Genomic DNA, 19,587 nt, shown 5'->3' with positions numbered 1-19,587 from the left:
GCACCACGGTCCCCGGCAGGCACAATCCACCCCATGGTCCACACCCCGCGGCACCAGGCCGAGAGCCTGCTGAACGCCCTCGATCCACTCCCGTACCCCTTGCGTATGCGTGAACTCGCCGCTCGCACACGGGAGTTGGAGGAGACGCGTCCGCTGCTGGGCGAGCTCGAAACGCGCGGGACCTACGAGCGAGGGCTCGCTGTCGTCGCGGCGGCCGTCGCAGGCGACACCGAGTGGATCGCGGCGCGCATCGCCGATCCGGACTCCTTCGTGCGCGGCCACGCGTTGCGCACTGCCGACAGTCTCCAAGTGCCGGACTCCGCCTACGAGTCGGCCCTCACCGACGCGCCCGAGGCGATACGTCGACAGCTGTTGCGTGCTGTCGTCGCGGGCCGGCGCACCGCGCTGGCCGACCGGCTCGTCGACGGGCTGCGGGCGGAATGGGGCGACGAGGAGGCGGCGCGGCTGCTGCCCGGGTGCTCCCCGGAGACGGTCACCCGGCTGCTGCCCTCACTGCTGCACGCGGTACGGGGCTCGAAGTCCCTCGGCCGGCGGCACCCCGGAGCCCTGCTGGACGTGGCGGAGCGGGAGTTGGCCGCCCTTCCGGAGTCGCTGCGTGACGCCTGGTGGCAGCGGTACGCGGATGTCGTCGTCACCGTGACCGCCGAGCCACTGCGTGTGCTGGAGCTGGTCGAGCGTCTCGGGCCCTCCCGAATCCCCTCTCAACTCCTCGACCAGGCAGGCACGTTCGCCGCCGTCGCGCCGGAACGCGTGCTTCGGCTGCTGATCTCGGGCCGCTTCCCCTCCTACATCGCCGCACGCAGCCGCCCGCTGCAACGCAGACTGGCGCGATCCGAGGCGGACGAACTCGCCGTCTACGGCCGGATGCTGGCCGCGTCGGGCGGGCTCGCCCCGCTCCTCCAGGCGCTGCCGCCCGCTCGCCGGCACGCCTTCTACACGGCGTCGACGGCGGGCCGGGGCGCGGGCGGTGCCGCCGTGGACGCGGTCATCCTTGAGGCGCTGCCCCGCAGTTGCGTCGCCGAGGAGGCCCGGCGGATGGCCGCCGCGGCACGCGAGCGGGGGGAGGCATGGGACACCGTGCTGCTCGCCGAATCCTTCTTGCCCGTGGCCGAGGTACGGGAACGGCTCGTCGAGGCGACACGCCGCCCCGCCGCCGAAGACCGGGCGCTGGCCTGGCCGTTGCTGATCCGCAACGCCGCCCGCTCCGGCGACTCCGCCGCCGTCACCTCCGTACTGGAGGAGTCGGCCCGGCTGCGCAACGAGCAGGAACCGGTGAGGCTGCCGGCCCTGTACGCGGTGTCCCGTACCCCGCCCGCCCTGTTCACCGAGGACGCCGAGCCGCACCTCGACCGGATCGCCGCCGACGCCGTCGAGGCCCGGGACTCCTCGCACCAGACCCGGGGCAACCTCAGCGAGCTCGCCCTGTCCGTGCTGCGGGAGCACGCGGCGGGCGGGTCAAGGGAGTTGGTGAACTGGGCGCTGCGCACACTCGTCCGGATCTCCGGGAACACCGGAGGCGCCGATCTGGGCCGACTCGACGAGAAGCTGCGACGGGGTCAGGAACACCAGGTGTACGAGGCGCTGCGGCCGTGGATCGAGGCAGGGGCGGAGAAGGCCGACTACAGTCTCGCCTTCGCTCTCGCAAGGGCAGTGGGACGTCGCGCCGCGGGCATGCCCGAACTGCAGGAACTCCTGTGGCAGGCCGTCCGCTTCGGAAGCGACGTGACCGTACGCAACGCTGTCGAGCTCTGGCTGGAGCCGCCCGCCACCCGCGACGAGCGAGCCGCGCGCATCCTCTCGCTCGAACCCTCGGCGGGAACACTGTGGCCGGTCCTGGACGTGATCACCCGACGCCGCACCGACCTTCTCGACGTGCTCCTCGCGGACACCCCGCCGTACGGGCGCTTCCTCACCAAGGGCAGCTCGTGGACCGTGCCCGTGAGCCACGACGTACGACGCTGGCTGCCACGCCAACAGGAGGCCGTGGCCCGCCAGTTGGCAGACCAGGCCGCCGATGCCGGGCTGCCGTCGTACACACGGGCGGCCGCCATCGCGCAGGGCGCGCGGATACCGGGCCCCGGCGCCGGACTCGTACGCGACTGGACCGGCTCGTCGGACGTCGTGCTGGCGGAGGCCGCGCTCGGCGCGCTCGCCCACACCGACCGGCCGGGCGACGCACTGCCCGAACTTCTCGCGCACGCCGGGGACGACCGTGCCCGCGTCGCCGTGTACGCGGCCACGCGGGCATCCCGGCACGTGGCGCCCTCGCGGCTCGTGGGGCAGTTGCGCGAGGTGCTGCTCGCGCCGGACACCAAGGTGACCAGCCGCAAGGAGGCCGCCCGGCTCGCCGCCGCCCGGCTCCCGGTGCCCGTGGCCGCGGGGCTCCTCACCGAGGCGTACGGACGTCCCGGTGCCCATCTCGACGTCCGGGCCGCGTGTGTCGCCTTCGCCGGCGCGCTGCTCGCCGAGGAGAGCGTCTGGACGCTCCTGCACGACGCGTCGGGCGCCGAACCCGTGCTCCGCGCGGCCGTCCTGCGTGTCTCGCCCCTCGACCTGCCGGAACGCCACCGCGCGCGGTACGCCCGTCTCGTCCGTGACGTGTGCGCGACCGACGACCAGGCGACGGCGACCCTTGCCTTCGGAGCCCTGTCCCGCTGGGCCCCCTGGTCCCCGGACGCCCCCACCGTCCTGGCCTCCGCCACGGCGGACCTGTCGAACCGCACGAGCTGGCGGGCGGCGGCGGAAGGCCTGGTGGTCGCGGCGGCGGGATCGGCCGGGGGAGCGAGAGGCCTGCGGGAAGCTCTGCGCGTGCTGGCCGAGGCCGAAGCCGAGGCCGAAACTCAGACCGAGTTCGAAACTGAGACCGATGCCGAGACGGCGGCGCCGGCCCTCGTCGACGCCGAACCCGGTCGCGACCGCCCCGCCCGCCAACGGGTCGACCACCTCGTCGCCCGGCTCGCACAGCAGGCCCGGACGGCGGCCGGACCCATCCGGGAAGCGGCCCTCGGGGCCGGTGAGCTGCTCGCGCGGTACGACGGATTCGTACCGCAGGCCGCCACCGTCGCGGCGGTCCATCTCGACCTGGACGCGGAGGCGGAGCGCGTCGACACGGCCCTGGACCGGCTGGCCGCGCTGACGGAAGGGCGGCCGGTGCTCGCCGCGCGTACCGCCACGGAACTCGCCGCCAGGCTCCGCCGGACGCAGGAGGGCGACGCCGAGATCATGCTCGGCGCCGCCCAACGGCTGACTGTTCACGGTGGCCACAGCGAGGGGTTGCTCGCCACGGCGCTCACGGCCACACTCGGCACCCGCACGGGCTGGGCGCCTCAGTGGCGGGCCCAGCTACGAACCCTGCGCCGCCACGCACAGCCCGATGTCCGGGACGCGGCACTGGCGCACATGACGGCGTACGAGTGACACGGGGTCGATGGCGGGGTCCGGCTGGGAGCGCCCCCTGAGGGGCGCGGGGAACTGCGCGCTCAGCCCAAGCCGGCCGGCAGCTGACGAACGACCGCACCCGCCCAAAGTCCACCGGCTATACGGCGGCAGCCCTCGCCGCCATCCGCGCCTTGCGGGCCGCGAGCTTCTCGTCGAACTTGGCGGCCTCGGCGTCCAGACCGCCCATGTACAGACCGAGCTCTTCCTGGGCCTTGAGGCCCTCGGGGCCCAGACCGTCGAACTCCAGGACCTTGAGGTGACGCAGCACCGGCATCAGCACGTCGTCGTGGTGGATCCGCATGTTGTAGACCTCGCCGATCGCCATCTGCGCGGCGGCCCGCTCGAAGCCGGGCATGCCGTGTCCGGGCATGCGGAACTGGACGATGACGTCGCGCACGGCCTGCATGGTCAGGTCGGGGGCGAGCTCGAACGCGGCCTTGAGGAGGTTGCGGTAGAACACCATGTGCAGGTTCTCGTCGGTCGCGATGCGCGCCAGCATGCGGTCACAGACGGGGTCGCCCGACTGGTGGCCGGTGTTCCGGTGCGACACGCGGGTCGCGAGCTCCTGGAAGGCGACGTACGCGACGGAGTGCAGCATCGAGTGGCGGTTGTCCGACTCGAAGCCCTCACTCATGTGCATCATGCGGAACTCTTCGAGCTTGTCGGGGTCCACGGCGCGCGACGCGAGCAGATAGTCGCGCATCACGATGCCGTGGCGGCCCTCCTCGGCGGTCCAGCGGTGCACCCAGGTGCCCCAGGCGCCGTCGCGGCCGAAGAGGGAAGCGATTTCGTGGTGGTAGCTGGGCAGGTTGTCCTCGGTGAGGAGGTTCACGACCAGCGCGATACGGCCGAGCTCGGTGACCTTGGACTGTTCCTTGTCCCAGGCCTCGCCGTCCTCGAAGATGCCGGGGAAGTTGCGGGCGTCGGACCAGGGCACGTACTCGTGCGGCATCCAGTCCTTGGCGACCTTCAGATGACGGTTGAGTTCGGTTTCCACCACTTCTTCCAGCGCGTACAGCAGCCGTGCGTCGGTCCAGTCGGAGGACGGGCTGCCGAGATGGGGAGAAGTGATCGTCACGGGGGCTCCAGGGGGACGTAAATGCTGAGCGTTCACACAACCTACGGCATCGTAGGCTACGTATCCGTAGGTTACGATGCCGTAGGTTAAGCCCGACGTAAAGAGCCCTGATCAGCAACGATCTCTCCGGAGATCGACAGGAGTCGGCTTCCGGAGTCGCCCACCTGGTGGACACGCAGGTCCCAGGGGGCGAACGGGTGTCCCGGTCGGTCGTTCAGGCGTACAGCCCCCTGAGCCGGACCGAGAGGCATGTCACACAGCCTTCGAGCTTCTCGAACTCGCTGATGTCGACGAGGACGGGCTCGTGGCCGAGATCGGCGTACAGCTCGGCGGTCTTGGGCGCGCTGGCCGCCATCAGCAGCTTGCCGCCGCCGAGGAGCACCACGTGGGCACCGGGCTCCTCCGGCACCCCGAGGAAGCGCGGGAAGATCGACGGGGTGTCCACCAGCGGCTCGTGCCCGACGACCGTGCCGTCCGGGAGCGCGGTGACCGCCGATTTCAGGTGCAGCACCTTGCTCACCGGTACGGCGACGACGCGGGCGCCGAGCGGTTCGAAGGCGGCCCGCAGCTGCTGGATGCCGGCCCCGTTGGTCCGTCCCCCACGGCCTACGTAGATCGTGTCGCCGACCTTCAGGACGTCTCCGCCGTCGAGCGTGCCCGGCTCCCACACCCAGTTCACCGAGCAGCCGAGCCGCGCCACGGTCTCCTCGACCCCGGTGGTCTCGCCGCGCCGCGACTCCGCGCCCGAGCGGCCGATCAGCGCCACGTTCCGGTAGACGACCACCGCGTCCTCCACGAACACGGAGTCCGGGCAGTCGTCGGCGGCCTCCACCTCGACGGTCTCCCAGCCGTGCGTACGCAGTGCCTCCGCGTACGCCTCCCACTGTTCGGCCGCCAGCTCGACGTCGACCTTCGTGCGCTCGATGTGCGTGACCAGACCCTCGGCCAGGCGGGGGCTCGGGCGGCGGATGAGGGCTTTCTGGCTGGGCACGTGCGTTTCTCCGTCTCGGCCGGGTGCGTCCCCGCACATCATGCAGCCCATGCCGGAGTCGCAACAGCCCCCGGGGGTGCGGGGCTGGAGAGGGGATTGTGGCGGGTGTGTCCGTATCCGCACTCCCTCCCCTGACCCGTTGCCCCCGTGCCCCCCGGCGGAGCCCTACCCCACGAACCGCCGGAGGTGCTCCGCCGTGAACGACCCCTCCGCGTCCAGCAGCTGCCCGGGCGTCCCCTCGAAGACGACCCGCCCACCCTCTTTGCCGCCGTCGGGCCCCAGGTCGATGACCCAGTCGGCGTGGGCGACGACATCGAGGTTGTGCTCGACGACCAGGACCGTGTTGCCCGCGTCGACCAGCCGGTCGAGGAGGCCGAGCAGGCCGTCGACGTCCGACATGTGCAGGCCGGTCGTCGGCTCGTCGAGCACGTACACCGCTCCGGTCCGGTGGAGCCGGGTCGCGAGTTTGATGCGCTGCCGTTCGCCGCCGGAGAGCGTGGACAGTGGCTGACCGAGTGTCAGATATGTGAGCCCCACGTCCCGTAGGGCCCGCAGACGGCGGCGTATGCCCGAGTCCTCGAAGAAGCCCAGGGCCTGATCGGCCGTCATCTCCAGTACGTCGACGACCGAGTTGCCGCCCACGGTCAGCCGCAGCACCTCGTCCTTGAAGCGCCGTCCCTCGCAGTCGGGGCAGGTCGTGGTCACCGGGTCCATGAACGCGAGGTCGGTGTAGCTGACCCCGCGCCCCTGACAAGTCCCGCAGGCTCCATCGGAGTTGAAGCTGAACAGGCCCGGTTCCACCCCCGTCTCCCGCGCGAAGATCTTCCGTACGGTGTCCATGACGCCGAGGTACGTGGCAGGAGTGGACCGCGCCGAGATGCCGATGGACGACTGGTCGACGACCACCGCGTCAGGGTGCGCGGCCGTGAACTCCTTCGAGACGAGCGTGCTCTTCCCCGAGCCGGCGACACCGGTCACCGCGGTCAGCACCCCCGTCGGGAACTCGACCGTCACGTCCCGCAGGTTGTGCAGGCCGGCGCCCTTCACCCAGAGCCCGCCGGTGGCCCTCCGCGTCCGCCGCTTCACCTCGGTGCGACGGCGCAGGCAGCGGCCCGTCGGGGTGTCGGCCGAGGCCAGCTCGCCGGGCGTCCCCTCGAAGACCACCCGCCCGCCGTCCGCCCCCGCCCCCGGCCCCATGTCGACGATGTGGTCGGCGAGGGCGATGACATCCGGGTCGTGCTCGACGACCAGCACGGTGTTCCCCTTGTCCCGCAGCCGCAGCAGGAGGTCCCCGAGCCGTCCCACGTCACGCGGGTGCAGACCGACGCTCGGCTCGTCGAAGATGTACGTCATACCGGTCAGGCTCGACCCGAGGTGCCGCACCATCTTCAGCCGCTGCCCCTCCCCGCCGGACAGCGTCTGGGTCTCCCGGTCCAGGCTGAGATAGCCGAGCCCGATCGCCTCGATCCGCTCCAGCGAGGCCACGGCAGCCGCGGCGACCGGCGTGGCGACGGGGTCGTCGATGTCCTTCAGTACGGGGATCAGGTCGCTGATCTGCATCCGGGTGCAGTCGGCGATGGACAGGCCGGGCCGCCCGGCCGGCCCGGTGCCGATCCGGGTGGCGAGTGCCGCCTCGTTCAGCCGCGCGCCCCGGCACCCGGGGCAGGGCCCCTCCGTCATATAGCCCTGCACCTGGTCGCGTGTCTTCTGGCTGAGCGCGGACAGGTCCCGCTTGAGATACAGCCGCTCGAAACGGTCGGCGAGTCCTTTGTAGTCGGTGCTCCAGGTGCCGCCCGAGCCGCTGATGGTGACCTTGCTGCCCGGACGCCCGCGCAGCAGGAACTCCCGCTCGGGCGTGGTGAATTCACGCACGGGCTTGTGCGGGTCCAGTTCGGTGGTGTTGGTGTACCCCTGCCCCTGCCAGGTCCCGGCGGCGAACGGCGGGAAGACGATCGCCCCGTCGGCCAGGGACAGGTCCGGGTTCAGGATGCGGTCCCAGTCGGGCCGGACCGTGCGCCCGAGGCCGTCGCACTCGGGGCACATGCCCGACGGATCGTTGAAGGAGTACGCGGTGGCCGGGCCCGCGCTCGGACTGCCGTGCCGCGAGAACAGCACCCGGATCACCGAGTACACGTCCGTCATCGTGCCCACCGTCGACCGGGAGTGGCCGCCGACCGGTTTCTGGTCGACGACGATCGCGGGCGAGAGATCCTCGATGGCCTCCGCGTGCGGCCGCTCGTACTTCGGCAGCCGGTTGCGGACGAACCATGTGAAGGTCTCGTTCAGCTGGCGCTGCGACTCGACGGCGATCGTGTCGAAGACGACCGACGACTTCCCCGACCCCGACACCCCGGTGAAGACCGTGAGTCGGCCCTTCGGGATGCACAGGGTCACATCCCGAAGGTTGTTCTCACGGGCCCCGACCACCCCGATGAACGAGTGAGTACCGGAAACCGGCTGGTCAGGGCTGGTGACGGGCGGGTGTGTACCGGTGGTGAACTGGCTCATACCGTCGAAGCTAGCCGGGATACCCGACAGCTTCTGGCGTGATTTCCTTGAGTTCTCCTTCCAGCAGCAGCCAGCGGGTGATCCCGATCGACTCCAGGAACGGCACGTCGTGGCTGGCCACGATCAGCGCTCCCTCGTACGACTCCAGGGCCGTGGTGAGCTGCCGCACGCTCGCCATGTCGAGGTTGTTGGTCGGCTCGTCCAGCATCAGGACCTGCGGCGCGGGCTCGGCGAGCATCAGCGCGGCCAGCGCCGCCCGGAAACGTTCGCCGCCGGAGAGCGTCGCCGCGGGCTGGTCGGCCCGCGCGCCCCGGAACAGGAAGCGGGCCAGCCGTGCCCGGACCCGGTTGTTGGTGGCGCCGGGCGAGAAGCGGGCCACGTTCTCGGCGACCGTCAGCCCGTCGTCGAGCACGTCGAGCCGCTGCGGCAGGAAACGCAGGGGCACATGCGCCCGTGCCTCCCCGGACACCGGTTCCAGCTCCCCGGCGATCGTCCGCAGCAAGGTCGTCTTGCCCGACCCGTTGCGCCCGATCAGCGCGACCCGCTCGGGCCCGCGCAGATCGAAGCTGCCCACGCTCGCGCCGTACGCCAACTCCAGGTCCAGGAGCGTGAGTACGGTACGGCCCGGCGGCACGGCCGTGTACGGCAGGTCGACACGGATCTCGTCGTCGTCCCGCACGGCGTCCACCGCCTCGTCGAGCCGCTCCTTGGCCTCGGACAGTTTTCCCTCGTGCATGATCCGGTGCTTGCCCGCGGACTCCTGGGCGGCGCGTTTGCGGGCGCCCATGACGATCTTCGGCTCGCGCTTCTGCTCGAACATCTTCTGGCCGTACTTCTTGCGGCGGGCCAACTTGACCTGTGCCTCGGCCAGTTCACGCTTCTGCTTCTTCAGGTCGGACTCGGCCACGCGCACCATGCGCTCGGCCGCCTCCTGCTCGGTGGCGAGCGCCTCCTCGTACATCGAGTAGTTGCCGCCGTACCACGTCACCTCGCCGGAACGCAGATCGGCGATCTGGTCGACCAGCTCCAGGAGTTCACGGTCGTGGCTGACCACGATCATGACTCCGGACCAGGCCTCGACGGCCGCGTACAGCCGTCGGCGCGCGTACAGGTCGAGGTTGTTGGTGGGCTCGTCCAGCAGGAGGACGTCGGGCCGGCGCAGCAGCAGCGCGGCAAGGCGCAGCAGGACCGACTCGCCGCCCGAGACCTCGCCGATGGTGCGGTCCAACTCGATGTGACCGAGGCCGAGTTCGCCGAGGGTCGCGACGGCTCGCTCCTCCACGTCCCAGTCGTCGCCCACGACGTCGAAGTGCGCCTCGGACACGTCGCCCGCCTCGATGGCGTGCAGCGCGGCCCGCTTGGCGGCGATGTCGAGCGCCTCGTCGACGCGCAGGCCGGTGTCCAGGGTGACGTTCTGCGGCAGGTAGCCGACCTCGCCCGCGACACGCACGGTGCCGTCGGCCGGGGTCAGTTGCCCGGCGATCAGCTTCAACAGGGTCGATTTTCCTGATCCGTTGACGCCGACGAGCCCGGTCCTGCCGGGCCCGAAGGCCACCTGCAGATCGTCGAAGACGGAGGTGCCGTCCGGCCAGGCGAAGGAAAGGGAGGTACAGGTGATGGAGGTGGGGAAGGTTGACATACGCGCCTCGCGGTACTTGATGCGGTCAGGGCAACGCGTATCGAGACACCGGGGCGGCGACGACGGCCGAGAGGACGGACAGAGGTCCTCAAGGCATCCTGGGGAGGAAGGGGAAGACCCTGTTCCGGAGGACGGCTCGAATGCCGAGGTCGCACGCTGCGCACACACGTATACGTGTGTGACGAGGTGTCTCAGGACCTCAGACGAGCAACGTCCTTCTCCAATCGGCGACAACAGAACCGTCATACACCGTACGAAGGGCCCTCACGGCTGTCAACGAATTAACGTGAGCCCTCACCTCGACCGCACCAAGGAGACCTCGTGCCCAACGGTTCCCTCTCGTTGCCCGCCCGGCTCTACCTGCTGGCCTGGGACACCACGAAGCTGAAGGTCACCGACGCCGCCCACCTGCCCCATCTCGTCCGGGCCGGTGCCCTCACCGAGCTGGCGCAGCGCGGGCTGCTCGCCGACGTGGACGGCGTCGCCACGCCCACGGACCCCGACGGCCAGACCGGGGACCCGGTCCTCGACGGGCTCCTGGAACTCGTCGAGGAGTCCCGCCCGCACAGCTGGAAGACCTGGGTCGGCCTGCGGGCCCGCGTCACCCTGGACGCCGTACGGGCACAGCTCGCCGCCGACGGGTACCTGCGCGCGGAGAAGACACGGGTGCTCGGGGTGTTCCCGTCCGTGGAGTACGAGATCGACCGCGTAGCCGCCGTGGACAGGCTGCGCGAGGAGGCCCGGGAGGTACTGGAGGGGCCCGCGCCCGTCGAGGAGGTGCCCGAGCGGGACGCGGCGCTCGTCGCCCTCGCCGCCGGGGCCGAGCTGCGCACGCTGCTCTCGGGCAAGGAGCAGAGGCAGTACAAGCAGCGGATCGAGGACCTGGCCGAACACAGCGGGGCGACGACTCCCGCCTTGAGGAAGGCGGTCCAGGAGGTGCGTTCGGCGGTGGTACTGGTGATGACGACGACAGGGGTGCCCGGGAGCTGATGACGCGGGAGAGGCCTGTGCCGCCCGGGAGTTGAGGAGACGGGCGAAGCACGGGTCGTCCTGGAGGCCCACGTACGTGTCGGATTCCTGCCAGCCAAGCCGCCCGCCCCGGTGATTGGCTCGTCCGCATGACCGATCTCCGTGCACAGGCCCTGACCTTCCGCGAGCTGCACATCCCCGGCCGGCCCCTCGTTCTCGCCAACGCCTGGGACACCGTGAGTGCCCGTCTTGTCGAGGAGGCGGGCGCCCTCGCCGTCGCGACCACCAGCGCCGGCCTGGCCTGGGACCTGGGCACCGAGGACGGCGACCGTCTCGACCGGGACAGCGCGCTCGAAGCCGTCCGGCGCATCGCGGCCGCCGTCCGGGTGCCGGTCAGCGCCGACATCGAGACCGGCTACGCCGAGGACGCCAAGGGCGTCGGCGACACGGTCCGCGCCGTACTGGCGGCCGGCGCGGTGGGCGTGAACATCGAGGACGCCCTGTACGGGCCGGAGCAGGCGCGCAGGGGTGGTGAGCCCCTGCGGCCGGTCGCCGAGCAGGCCGAGCTGATCGCGGCCGCCCGGGAGGCCGCCGACTCGGCAGGGGTGCCGCTGTTCGTCAACGCCCGTACCGACACGTATCTCCGCGGAGCCGGAGACCTTGCCGCCACCCTGGAGCGCGCCGCCGCCTTCCTCGCCGCCGGGGCCGACGGGGTCTTCGTGCCCGGTCCCGTCGACCCGGCCACCGTCAGGGCCCTGGTCGAGGGCGTGGACGGTCCGCTCAACGTGATGGCCGGCCCCGGCGCCCCGTCCGTCGCCGAGCTGTCCTCACTCGGCGTCGCCCGGATCAGCGTCGGCGCGGGCATCGCGCAGGCCGCACACGCACTTGTCCGCCGTGCCGCGCGGGAGCTGCTGGACACGGGAACGTACGAGTCGCTGGCCGGCGGACTCGACTACGGCGAGCTCAACACCCTGCTGGGGAAGGGCCGCTGACCTCTCCGGAAGGGGTCAGCAGGCGTCCCGCAGGAGCTCGGCGAGCTGCTGGTCCAGGTCCTGGTGCAGATGCTCCAGGCCGAAGGGCACGACCTGGGTCGTACTCTCCAGGAAGCGCCGCAGCTCGCCCGTGCGGACGTGGACCACGGCGGTGCCCTCCGGGGCGTGGAACTCCAGGACGATGCGGTCGTACCCGTACGGCCGCACGCGGACGTCCCCCCGTCCCACCGGTTCCTCCAGGCCAGAGGCCAGGAGTTCGCGGGCGAAGGTCCAGATCACGTCCACTCCTTCGAGCGTGGCCGGGGCCGGGAAGGACATGCGGACGGCGAAGGGGTCGTGCGGGTCGTATCGGAGTGTGGCGGGAATGCTCGGCATCCGCGGAGCCGCGGCGACGAGACGGGCCTCTACGGGCTGCTCGATGACGGTGGACAACGCCTTGCTCCCTTGTGACGGCTGGACGAACGGCGGACGGATGAGCCGGGCACTTGTAGAGACGCTCGAAGCGGCCAATCCGTGCTCACCTAAGTGCATGAAATTCGAGTGACCTCCGTCACCGCCTTTCAATCACGGAAGTGATCAAAGATTCCTGAAGTGACCGCCGATGCCTTCCGGGGCATCTGGACGCCGCTGGGGGAGTGGGCTAGCTTCGCCCGCCATGAGGGGCTTGGGGAAGACGCGACGCACGAGACATACGAGATCCACAGGGCGTACGGGATCCACGAGGCGACTGGTGACCGCGGGGGTGTGCGGACTCGCGCTCGCCGCCACGTTCACGGCACCCGCGCAGGCGCACGGACCGGACCAGGGATCGGGCCAGGTGACGGGCAACAGGTCGGGTGGCGGCTCCGGTGGCGGGAAGGCACCGCACTGGGAGCTCAAGGACAGCGGCACGGACGTCCGCTTCCGCGGGCTCTCGGCCGTCAGCCGGAACACCGCCTGGCTGGCCGGGTCCAAGGGAACCGTGCTGCGCACCGCCGACGGCGGCAAGAACTGGCGGAACGTATCGCCGCCCGGGGCCGCCGAGTTGGAGTTCCGCGACATCGAGGCCTTCGACGGCAGGCGTGCCGTGGTGCTGGCCATCGGCGAGGGCGAGGCGTCCAGGGTCTTCCGGACCGAGGACGGCGGCGTGACCTGGACCGAGTCGTTCCGCAACACCGACGCCAAGGCCTTCTACGACTGCATCACCTTCTTCGACAGCCGCCACGGCCTGGCCATGAGCGACCCGGTGGACGGCAGGTTCCGCATCCTGTCGACCAGCGACGGCGGCCGCACCTGGAAGGTGCTGCCGAGCGCCGGCATGCCCGCGGCCCAGACGGGCGAGGCGGGGTTCGCGGCCAGTGGACAGTGCCTGGTCAGCTCGGGGCCGCGGGACGTGTGGCTGGCCACCGGCGGGGCGGCACGCGCGCGCGTGCTGCACTCCTCCGACCGGGGCCTGACCTGGACGGCCACCGACACTCCGATCCCGGCGGGCGACCCGGCGCGCGGAGTCTTCGCCGTCGCCTTCCGCGACCGGACCCACGGCATCGCCGTCGGCGGCGACTACCGCGCCGACCAGGCCTCCCCGCAGGCGGCCGCGACCAGCCGCGACGGCGGCCGCACCTGGACGACGGCCGGCACACCGCCGCCCGCCTACCGCTCGGGCGTCACCTGGCTCCCGCACAGCCGCACGTCCGCCCTCGCGGTCGGCCCCACCGGCACCGACCTCACCACGGACAGCGGCCGCACCTGGCGCACCCTGGACACCGGCTCGTACGACACCGTGGACTGCACCCCCGACCGGGCCTGCTGGGCTTCCGGCGAGAAGGGCAGGGTGGCCCGCCTGGAGCGCTGACCGCGACCCCCGGGGAGAACGGGCGCGGCAAGTGACCGTCGGCCGCGGGGCCGTACGCTCGTCACATCATGAGGACGACCGTACGCATCCCCGCGGGCTGGCCCGCCACCGAAGAGCAGGCCAGGGCCGTACAGGACGAGTTGCGGGGACGGGTGGTCCTCGACGAGCCCGGGCCGCCGCCGGGGACCGGCCGGGTGACCGGGGTCGACGTGGCGTACGACGACGAGCGCGATGTCGTCGTGGCCGCGGCCGTCGTGCTCGACGCGTCGACCCTCGACGTGGTCGCCGAGGCCACGGCCGTCGGACAGGTGCCGTTCCCGTACGTTCCCGGGCTGCTGGCCTTCCGGGAGATCCCCGCCGTCGTGGCCGCCCTCGAAGCACTGCCGTGCGCACCGGGCCTGGTCGTCTGCGACGGCTACGGCCTCGCCCACCCCCGCCGCTTCGGCCTGGCCAGCCACCTCGGCGTCCTCACCGGCCTTCCGACGATCGGGGTCGCCAAGAACCCGTTCACCTTCACGTACGAGGAGCCGGGCGCCCCGCGCGGATCGGCCTCACCGCTGCTCGCGGGCGAGGAGGAGGTCGGCCGGGCACTGCGCACCCAGGCGGGCGTCAAGCCGGTGTTCGTCTCCGTCGGCCACCGGGTCACCCTGGACACCGCCTGCGCCCACACCCTCCACCTCGCGCCGCGCTTCCGCCAACCGGAGACGACCAGGCACGCGGACGCCCTGTGCCGACGGGCGTTGAAGGCGACGGCCCTTTGAGTACGAGTACTCGGCACGGCTTCTGAGTACGCGTTCTGAGTACCGCTTCTGAGTATCTGTACGGATGCCGGGCCCTCGCCATGATCGGCAGGCTGTGACGCATGACGACACACCGTGCCCCGAAGCCCGCCACCAGCCCCACCCAGCCCGTCGAGCGGGCCGTGATGGCCGGACTGCTCCTCGCCGTCCTCGCCGGAGTCGCCTGGATAGCCGGGATGATCTACACGGTCATGGGGTGGCCGCTCTGAGCAGTTCCTCGCGGCCGATGACGTCGGCCCGCGTGGCCTGCACCGTGCACGCGTAGGCCCCGGCGATCGCGCCGAAGAGCCCGCACCGCTCGGGTGGTTCGCCGCTCAGCCGGCCGAACAGATAGCCCGCCGCGAAGGCGTCCCCGGCCCCGTTCGAGTCAACGACCGGCGCGGTCGGCGTGACGGACGGGATGCGGGTCAGCTCGCCGTCCAGCAACTGGTACGCGCCCTCGGCCCCGGCGGTGGCGACGACCACCTCGGCCCGGCCCCGCTCGGCGATCCGCCGCATGGTCTTCTCCGGGTCCGCCAGCTCCGCCACCGACAGGAACACGACGTCGGCCTCATACGCGAACGCCTCGTGATACGCCTGCGTACCGTCCCAGTTGTGCAGGTCGGTCGAGATGCTCACCCCCGCCTCGCGCAGCACCGGCAGCGTGTACGCGCAGGGGTGCGTGATGGACACATGGGCGTGCCGGCTCGCCGCGGCGAGGGCCCGTACGGTCTCCGGTGGCAGCCGGTCCTCCTCCCGCGCGCGCGTGCTGTCGTACAGCGAGAGCCGCCGCCCGTCCGGCCCGACGAGGTTCACCGCCCGCTTGGTACCGGCCGGCTGCGGAACCTCCGTGAGCGCGACACCCCGGTCGCGGTGAAGCTCCCGCACCAGATCCCCCGCGTGATCCGCGCCGACCATGTCGAGATGGTGCGTCCGCAGACCGAGCGCATGCAGCCCGAGCGCCACGAAGTCCCCGGTCTGCCCGGCCCGCGTCTCGATCGCGGGCACCATGTGGCTGTCGGCGAAGGGCAGCGGCAACTCGGGTACGTACACGATGGTGTCGACCCCGGCGCCCCCGAGAACGAGGACATCGATCGGGCGATTCAAGTGCACTCCTCTGATAGCCGGGGTCCAGTGCAACCCCTTCGTTCAGGGGCGCGGGGAACTGCGCGACAAGCCACGACGCGCCCGCAGAGCACTACCGAGTCGCAGCAACCCGAAAACTGATCCCAGCTCCCCGCAACCGCTCAATCAGCGAATCCCCCATGGCAACAGCGGTCGTCACCTGCCCGGACACCGAGGGAAGCTCGTCAAAGGCAAGACACAACGCGGACTCGGCCAGCATCTTCGCGGTATCCCCGTACCCGGGATCCCCACCCGAGACCTCCGTGAACACCCGCCGCCCGCCCCCTTCACCGACGAACCGCACAGAGAACCAACTCTCCGCCCGCTTCTCCTCGCTGGGCCCGTCACCGGGCTTGAGCCGGTCCGAGAGCCACCGCCGCACCGGCGGCACCTGCGCCGCCGCGACGACCGCCCCGGCCCCCGCCACCCCGCCCAGCGCGAACGGCAGCGTCTCGACGGCCGCGTAGTGCCGGTAACGGAAATCGGGCCCGTACCGCTCCAGCGCCCGCGCGGACCGCTGCACGATCTGCGCGTCGATCGTGGGCAGAGGCAGCGCCCACGCCCCGACCTCCTTGGCGTACCGCGGAGCGCTCGGCGGCGCGTACGCCCGCCGTCCCACCAGCCGGGGCTCGTGCCGCTTGCGGTCCCGTGCCGCGGCGAGCATGTGCCGCCCGCGCGACATCTGGTTGAGGGCGGAGGCGAAGGTGCCGCCCGAGAACATGCCCCCGGCGCGTACGAACCCGTCCACGGTCAGCGGCACGCCTTCCGGCAGTTGACGCACGGTGAAGTAGGCGCCCAGGTCGTGGGGGATCGAGTCGAAGCCGGCGGCGTGCACCAGCCGTGCGCCTGTCTCACGCGCGCGTGCGTCGTGCCGCACGTACATGAGGTCCACGAACTCGGACTCACCGCAGAGGTCCAGGTAGTCGGTTCCGGCCTCCGCGCAGGCGGCGACCAGGTCCTCGCCGTACGTGAGGTAGGGCCCGACGGTCGTGGCCACCACGCGCGCGTGCTCCGCGAGTTCCCGCACGGACGCCGGATCGTCGACGTCGGCCCGGAGCAGCGGCAGCTCCGCGCAGGCCGGATCGATCGACGCCAGGCGCTCCCGCAGCCGTTCCAGCTTCGCGGTGTCGCGCGCCGCGATCGCCCACCGCAACCCTTTTGGAGCGTGCGCGGCGAGGTACTCCGCCGTGAGCGCTCCGACGAACCCCGTGGCCCCGAAGAGCACGATGTCGTACGCGCGCTCCGTCCTGTCCTGCCTGCTCATGGCACCTCTCAGCCGTCCAGCCCGCGCCGTTGTCGGTGGCTGAGGCTAGCGTGAGGTACCAGGAGCCGAACCAGGACCCCGTGCGAGGGGCCGAAATGGACCGGAGGCAGCCGTGGCCCCGACGAAGACCGCCCTGAAGAAGTGGGAGAAAGTACGAGAGTTCGCCCTCGGACTGCCGGGCGCGGTCGAGGAGTTCCCCTGGGGCGAGAGCGTCGCGAAGGTCAACAAGAAGGTGTTCGTGTTCCTCGGCGTCGGCGACGGCAGCTATCCGCTGGGCGTCACCGTGAAGCTCAAGGACGAGGTGGCGCACGCCCATGCCCTGTCCTCGCCGGGCGCGGAGCCCGCGGGATACGGCCTGGGCAAGGCGGGCTGGGTGAGAGTCCCGCTGGAGGAGAAGGGCGCCCCGGCCGCGGAGCTGCTGTGCGACTGGGTCGAGGAGAGCTACCGCACCATCGCGCCAAAGAGGCTCATAGCGGAGCTGGACGCGCGCTGAAGCTCCTGGTTGGCTTCCAGAATCTACTAAGCGCTTGCTCGCCAGGGCTTGTGCGGAGTGGAACACGTTCTTAACATCACTGATGTTACATCAGGTGTGTCACAGTGCTGGGGGCTTGATGGCAGCGGCAGGAACGGCAGTGCACGGCCCGCTCGCCGGCGTGCGCGTGGTCGAGCTGGCGGGCATCGGGCCCGGTCCGTTCGCCGCCATGCTCCTTGCCGACCTGGGCGCGGACGTCGTCCGCGTGGACCGGCCTAACGGCGTGGGACTCGCGATCAACCCCGACTACGACATCACCAACCGCAACAAGCGCTCGGTGATCGTCGACCTGAAGGCACCCGACGGCGCGGACCGCGTCCTCGACCTGGCCGACCGCGCCGACATACTCATCGAGGGCTACCGTCCGGGTGTCGCCGAGCGCCTCGGCGTCGGCCCCGAGGCCTGCCACGCCCGCAACCCGAAGCTCGTCTACGGACGGATGACCGGCTGGGGCCAGGAGGGCCCGCTCGCCCCGCGCGCGGGCCACGACATCGCCTACATCGCGCTGACCGGCACCCTCGGCATGATCGGCGCACCGGGCGAGCCCCCGGCCGTCCCCGCGAACCTCGTCGGGGACTACGCGGGCGGCTCGCTCTACCTCGTCGTCGGCGTCCTCGCCGCCCTCCACCACGCCCGCGCGACCGGCGCGGGCCAGGTCGTGGACGCGGCGATCGTGGACGGCACCGCCCACCTCGCCTCGATGATCCACGGCATGCTCGCCGCCGGCGGCTGGCAGGACCGGCGGGGCGCCAACCTCCTCGACGGCGGCTGCCCGTACTACGGGACGTACGAGACGGCCGACGGCCAGTACATGGCGGTGGGCGCGCTGGAGGGGCAGTTCTACGAGGAGTTCGTGCGGCTGCTCGGCCTGGGGGAGTACGTCTCGGCGCGCAAGGACCTGTCCCGCTGGGGCGACCTCCGCGAGGCTGTCGCGGCCCGCTTCAAGACCCGTACGAGGGACGAGTGGACCGCGGTCTTCGAGGGCTCCGACGCCTGTGTGGCGCCGGTGCTGTCGCTCCGCGAGGCCCCGTACCATCCGCATCTCGCCGCCCGCGGCACCTTCACCGACCACGGCGGCATCACCCAGCCCGCGCCCGCGCCCCGCTTCTCCGCCACCCCCACCGCCGTCCGCAGCGGGCCCGCGCTGCCGGGCACCAACACCGCGGACGTGGCCCGCGACTGGGACGTACCGGACCTCCTGAAGGGCAGCGCCGGGCCGGAGGGCAACAGCGAACCGAAGGGCAGCACCGAATGAAGCGGCAGATCTTCGCGCCCGAGCACGACGCGTTCCGCGAGACCGTCCGGACCTTCCTCGCCAAGGAGGTGCTGCCGCACTACGAGCAGTGGGAGAAGGACGGCATCGTCTCGCGTGACGCCTGGCTGGCCGCCGGAAAGCAGGGGCTGCTCGGACTCGCCGTTCCGGAGGAGCACGGGGGCGGGGGCAACGCCGACTTCCGCTACAGCGCCGTACTCGCCGAGGAGTTCACGCGCGCGGGGGCCGCCGGGCTCGCGCTCGGGCTGCACAACGACATCATCGGGCCGTATCTGACGGGCCTCGCCACCGAGGAGCAGAAGCGGCGCTGGCTGCCCGGCTTCTGCGACGGCTCACTGATCACCGCCATCGCCATGACCGAGCCCGGCGCCGGGTCGGACCTCCAGGGCATCAAGACGCGCGCCGAGGACCGGGGCGACCACTGGCTGCTCAACGGCTCCAAGACCTTCATCTCGAACGGGATCCTGGCCGACCTGGTGATCGTCGTCGCGAAGACGACCCCCGAGGGAGGCGCGAAGGGCCTCTCCCTGCTCGTCGTCGAGCGCGGTATGGAGGGCTTCGAGCGCGGCCGCAACCTCGACAAGATCGGGCAGAAGGCCCAGGACACCGCCGAGTTGTTCTTCCACGACGTACGCGTCCCCAAGGAGAACCTCCTCGGCGAGCTCAACGGCGCCTTCGTGCACCTGATGACGAACCTCGCGCAGGAGCGGCTGAACATCGCGGTCGCCGGGATCGCCGCCGCCGAGTACCTGCTGGAGATCACCACCGAGTACGTCAAGGAGCGCGAGGCCTTCGGACGACCGCTGTCCCGGCTCCAGCACATCCGCTTCGAGATAGCCGAGATGGCCACCGAGTGCGCCGTCACCAGGACGTTCGTCGACCGCTGCATAGCCGACCACACGGACGCCGAACTCGACGCGGTGCACGCCTCGATGGCCAAGTGGTGGGCCACCGAGCTGCAGAAGCGCGTCGCGGACCGCTGTCTCCAACTGCACGGAGGCTACGGCTACATGACGGAGTACCGCGTCGCCAGGGCCTTCACCGACGGCCGCATCCAGACCATCTACGGCGGGACGACCGAGATCATGAAGGAGATCATCGGCCGCTCCCTGCTCGGCTGACCCTCCCGGCCCTCGCGGGCTCTCCT

16 protein-coding genes are annotated in these 19,587 nt (G+C 71.4%); 9 read left to right on the top strand and 7 right to left on the bottom strand.

Annotated features, from left to right (window positions below):
* Window positions 1-33 precede the first annotated feature (33 nt).
* Window positions 34-3,438 carry a hypothetical protein gene (locus OG718_RS12820; RefSeq protein ID WP_328844184.1) on the top strand — a complete coding sequence of 1,135 codons (3,405 nt, stop codon included), beginning with the start codon at window positions 34-36 and terminating at the stop codon, window positions 3,436-3,438.
* A 118-nt stretch (window positions 3,439-3,556) separates the two neighbouring features.
* On the opposite strand, the gene OG718_RS12815 is transcribed toward OG718_RS12820, so the two are convergent.
* The 4 genes from OG718_RS12815 to OG718_RS12800 form a co-directional block, all read right to left on the bottom strand.
* Complete coding sequence (locus OG718_RS12815; protein ID WP_143634252.1) at window positions 3,557-4,537, bottom strand: acyl-ACP desaturase; 981 nt, start codon at window positions 4,535-4,537, stop codon at window positions 3,557-3,559.
* Between the two features lie 214 nt (window positions 4,538-4,751).
* Window positions 4,752-5,528, bottom strand: a complete 777-nt coding sequence (gene ddaH, locus OG718_RS12810; protein WP_306936446.1) for a dimethylargininase — start codon at window positions 5,526-5,528, stop codon at window positions 4,752-4,754.
* 165 nt (window positions 5,529-5,693) lie between these two features.
* The gene (locus OG718_RS12805) at window positions 5,694-8,036 is read right to left on the bottom strand and encodes an excinuclease ABC subunit UvrA (RefSeq protein WP_328844183.1); all 2,343 of its coding nucleotides are present in this window, start codon (window positions 8,034-8,036) and stop codon (window positions 5,694-5,696) included.
* 10 nt (window positions 8,037-8,046) lie between these two features.
* Window positions 8,047-9,675, bottom strand: a complete 1,629-nt coding sequence (locus tag OG718_RS12800) for an ABC-F family ATP-binding cassette domain-containing protein (RefSeq protein ID WP_143634258.1) — start codon at window positions 9,673-9,675, stop codon at window positions 8,047-8,049.
* Window positions 9,676-9,996: 321 nt separating this feature from the next.
* Here OG718_RS12800 and OG718_RS12795 point away from each other — a divergent pair, with 321 nt between their 5' ends.
* Both OG718_RS12795 and OG718_RS12790 read left to right on the top strand, forming a co-directional pair.
* Window positions 9,997-10,665 carry a GOLPH3/VPS74 family protein gene (locus tag OG718_RS12795; protein WP_143634260.1) on the top strand — a complete coding sequence of 223 codons (669 nt, stop codon included), beginning with the start codon at window positions 9,997-9,999 and terminating at the stop codon, window positions 10,663-10,665.
* A gap of 128 nt (window positions 10,666-10,793) precedes the next feature.
* Complete coding sequence (locus OG718_RS12790; protein ID WP_306936442.1) at window positions 10,794-11,636, top strand: isocitrate lyase/PEP mutase family protein; 843 nt, start codon at window positions 10,794-10,796, stop codon at window positions 11,634-11,636.
* Window positions 11,637-11,651: 15 nt separating this feature from the next.
* On the opposite strand, the gene OG718_RS12785 is transcribed toward OG718_RS12790, so the two are convergent.
* On the bottom strand, window positions 11,652-12,068 hold the full coding sequence (locus tag OG718_RS12785; protein WP_055614704.1) for an SsgA family sporulation/cell division regulator: 417 nt from the start codon (window positions 12,066-12,068) through the stop codon (window positions 11,652-11,654).
* 298 nt (window positions 12,069-12,366) lie between these two features.
* Here OG718_RS12785 and OG718_RS12780 point away from each other — a divergent pair, with 298 nt between their 5' ends.
* The 3 genes from OG718_RS12780 (at window position 12,367) to mmpA (ending at window position 14,476) form a co-directional block, all read left to right on the top strand.
* A complete protein-coding gene (locus OG718_RS12780) occupies window positions 12,367-13,467 on the top strand; it encodes a WD40/YVTN/BNR-like repeat-containing protein (protein WP_328844182.1) in 1,101 nt (366 codons plus the stop codon).
* Between the two features lie 68 nt (window positions 13,468-13,535).
* Entirely contained in the window at window positions 13,536-14,228 is a 693-nt protein-coding gene (locus OG718_RS12775) for an endonuclease V (protein WP_328844181.1), read from the top strand.
* Between the two features lie 101 nt (window positions 14,229-14,329).
* Window positions 14,330-14,476 carry a morphogenic membrane protein MmpA gene (mmpA, locus tag OG718_RS12770; protein ID WP_169801948.1) on the top strand — a complete coding sequence of 49 codons (147 nt, stop codon included), beginning with the start codon at window positions 14,330-14,332 and terminating at the stop codon, window positions 14,474-14,476.
* Here mmpA and OG718_RS12765 read toward each other — a convergent pair.
* Window positions 14,457-15,353, bottom strand: coding sequence for an adenosine kinase (locus tag OG718_RS12765; protein ID WP_328844180.1), 897 nt, complete (start codon window positions 15,351-15,353; stop codon window positions 14,457-14,459). The two genes, mmpA and OG718_RS12765, sit on opposite strands and share 20 nt — an antisense overlap.
* Window positions 15,354-15,444: 91 nt before the next feature.
* On the bottom strand, window positions 15,445-16,635 hold the full coding sequence (locus OG718_RS12760; protein ID WP_143634269.1) for a saccharopine dehydrogenase family protein: 1,191 nt from the start codon (window positions 16,633-16,635) through the stop codon (window positions 15,445-15,447).
* Window positions 16,636-16,747: 112 nt separating this feature from the next.
* Here OG718_RS12760 and OG718_RS12755 point away from each other — a divergent pair, with 112 nt between their 5' ends.
* The 3 genes from OG718_RS12755 (at window position 16,748) to OG718_RS12745 (ending at window position 19,561) form a co-directional block, all read left to right on the top strand.
* Window positions 16,748-17,128 carry an MmcQ/YjbR family DNA-binding protein gene (locus OG718_RS12755; protein WP_328844179.1) on the top strand — a complete coding sequence of 127 codons (381 nt, stop codon included), beginning with the start codon at window positions 16,748-16,750 and terminating at the stop codon, window positions 17,126-17,128.
* Window positions 17,129-17,246: 118 nt separating this feature from the next.
* Window positions 17,247-18,422: a CaiB/BaiF CoA transferase family protein gene (locus tag OG718_RS12750; protein WP_328844178.1), complete on the top strand. Its 1,176-nt coding sequence runs from the start codon at window positions 17,247-17,249 to the stop codon at window positions 18,420-18,422.
* The gene (locus OG718_RS12745; RefSeq protein WP_143634275.1) at window positions 18,419-19,561 is read left to right on the top strand and encodes an acyl-CoA dehydrogenase family protein; all 1,143 of its coding nucleotides are present in this window, start codon (window positions 18,419-18,421) and stop codon (window positions 19,559-19,561) included. Before OG718_RS12750 ends, OG718_RS12745 begins: the two co-directional genes overlap by 4 nt.
* Window positions 19,562-19,587: the final 26 nt, after the last annotated feature.

Source organism: Streptomyces sp. NBC_00258, from assembly GCF_036182465.1.
Taxonomy (GTDB): domain Bacteria; phylum Actinomycetota; class Actinomycetes; order Streptomycetales; family Streptomycetaceae; genus Streptomyces.
Note: the sequence above shows the minus strand (reverse complement) of the source record. Positions and strands in the feature narration are given on the sequence as shown.

Excerpts from the sequence above, each read along its gene's own strand:
- OG718_RS12820 (WP_328844184.1), top strand. The coding sequence starts at position 34 with ATGGTCCACACCCCGCGGCACCAGGCCGAGAGCCTGCTGAACGCCCTC.
- OG718_RS12805 (WP_328844183.1), bottom strand. The coding sequence starts at position 8,036 with ATGAGCCAGTTCACCACCGGTACACACCCGCCCGTCACCAGCCCTGAC.
- OG718_RS12800 (WP_143634258.1), bottom strand. The coding sequence starts at position 9,675 with ATGTCAACCTTCCCCACCTCCATCACCTGTACCTCCCTTTCCTTCGCC.
- OG718_RS12790 (WP_306936442.1), top strand. The coding sequence starts at position 10,794 with ATGACCGATCTCCGTGCACAGGCCCTGACCTTCCGCGAGCTGCACATC.
- OG718_RS12775 (WP_328844181.1), top strand. The coding sequence starts at position 13,536 with ATGAGGACGACCGTACGCATCCCCGCGGGCTGGCCCGCCACCGAAGAG.
- mmpA (WP_169801948.1), top strand. The coding sequence starts at position 14,330 with ATGACGACACACCGTGCCCCGAAGCCCGCCACCAGCCCCACCCAGCCC.
- OG718_RS12760 (WP_143634269.1), bottom strand. The coding sequence starts at position 16,635 with ATGAGCAGGCAGGACAGGACGGAGCGCGCGTACGACATCGTGCTCTTC.
- OG718_RS12750 (WP_328844178.1), top strand. The coding sequence starts at position 17,247 with ATGGCAGCGGCAGGAACGGCAGTGCACGGCCCGCTCGCCGGCGTGCGC.
- OG718_RS12745 (WP_143634275.1), top strand. The coding sequence starts at position 18,419 with ATGAAGCGGCAGATCTTCGCGCCCGAGCACGACGCGTTCCGCGAGACC.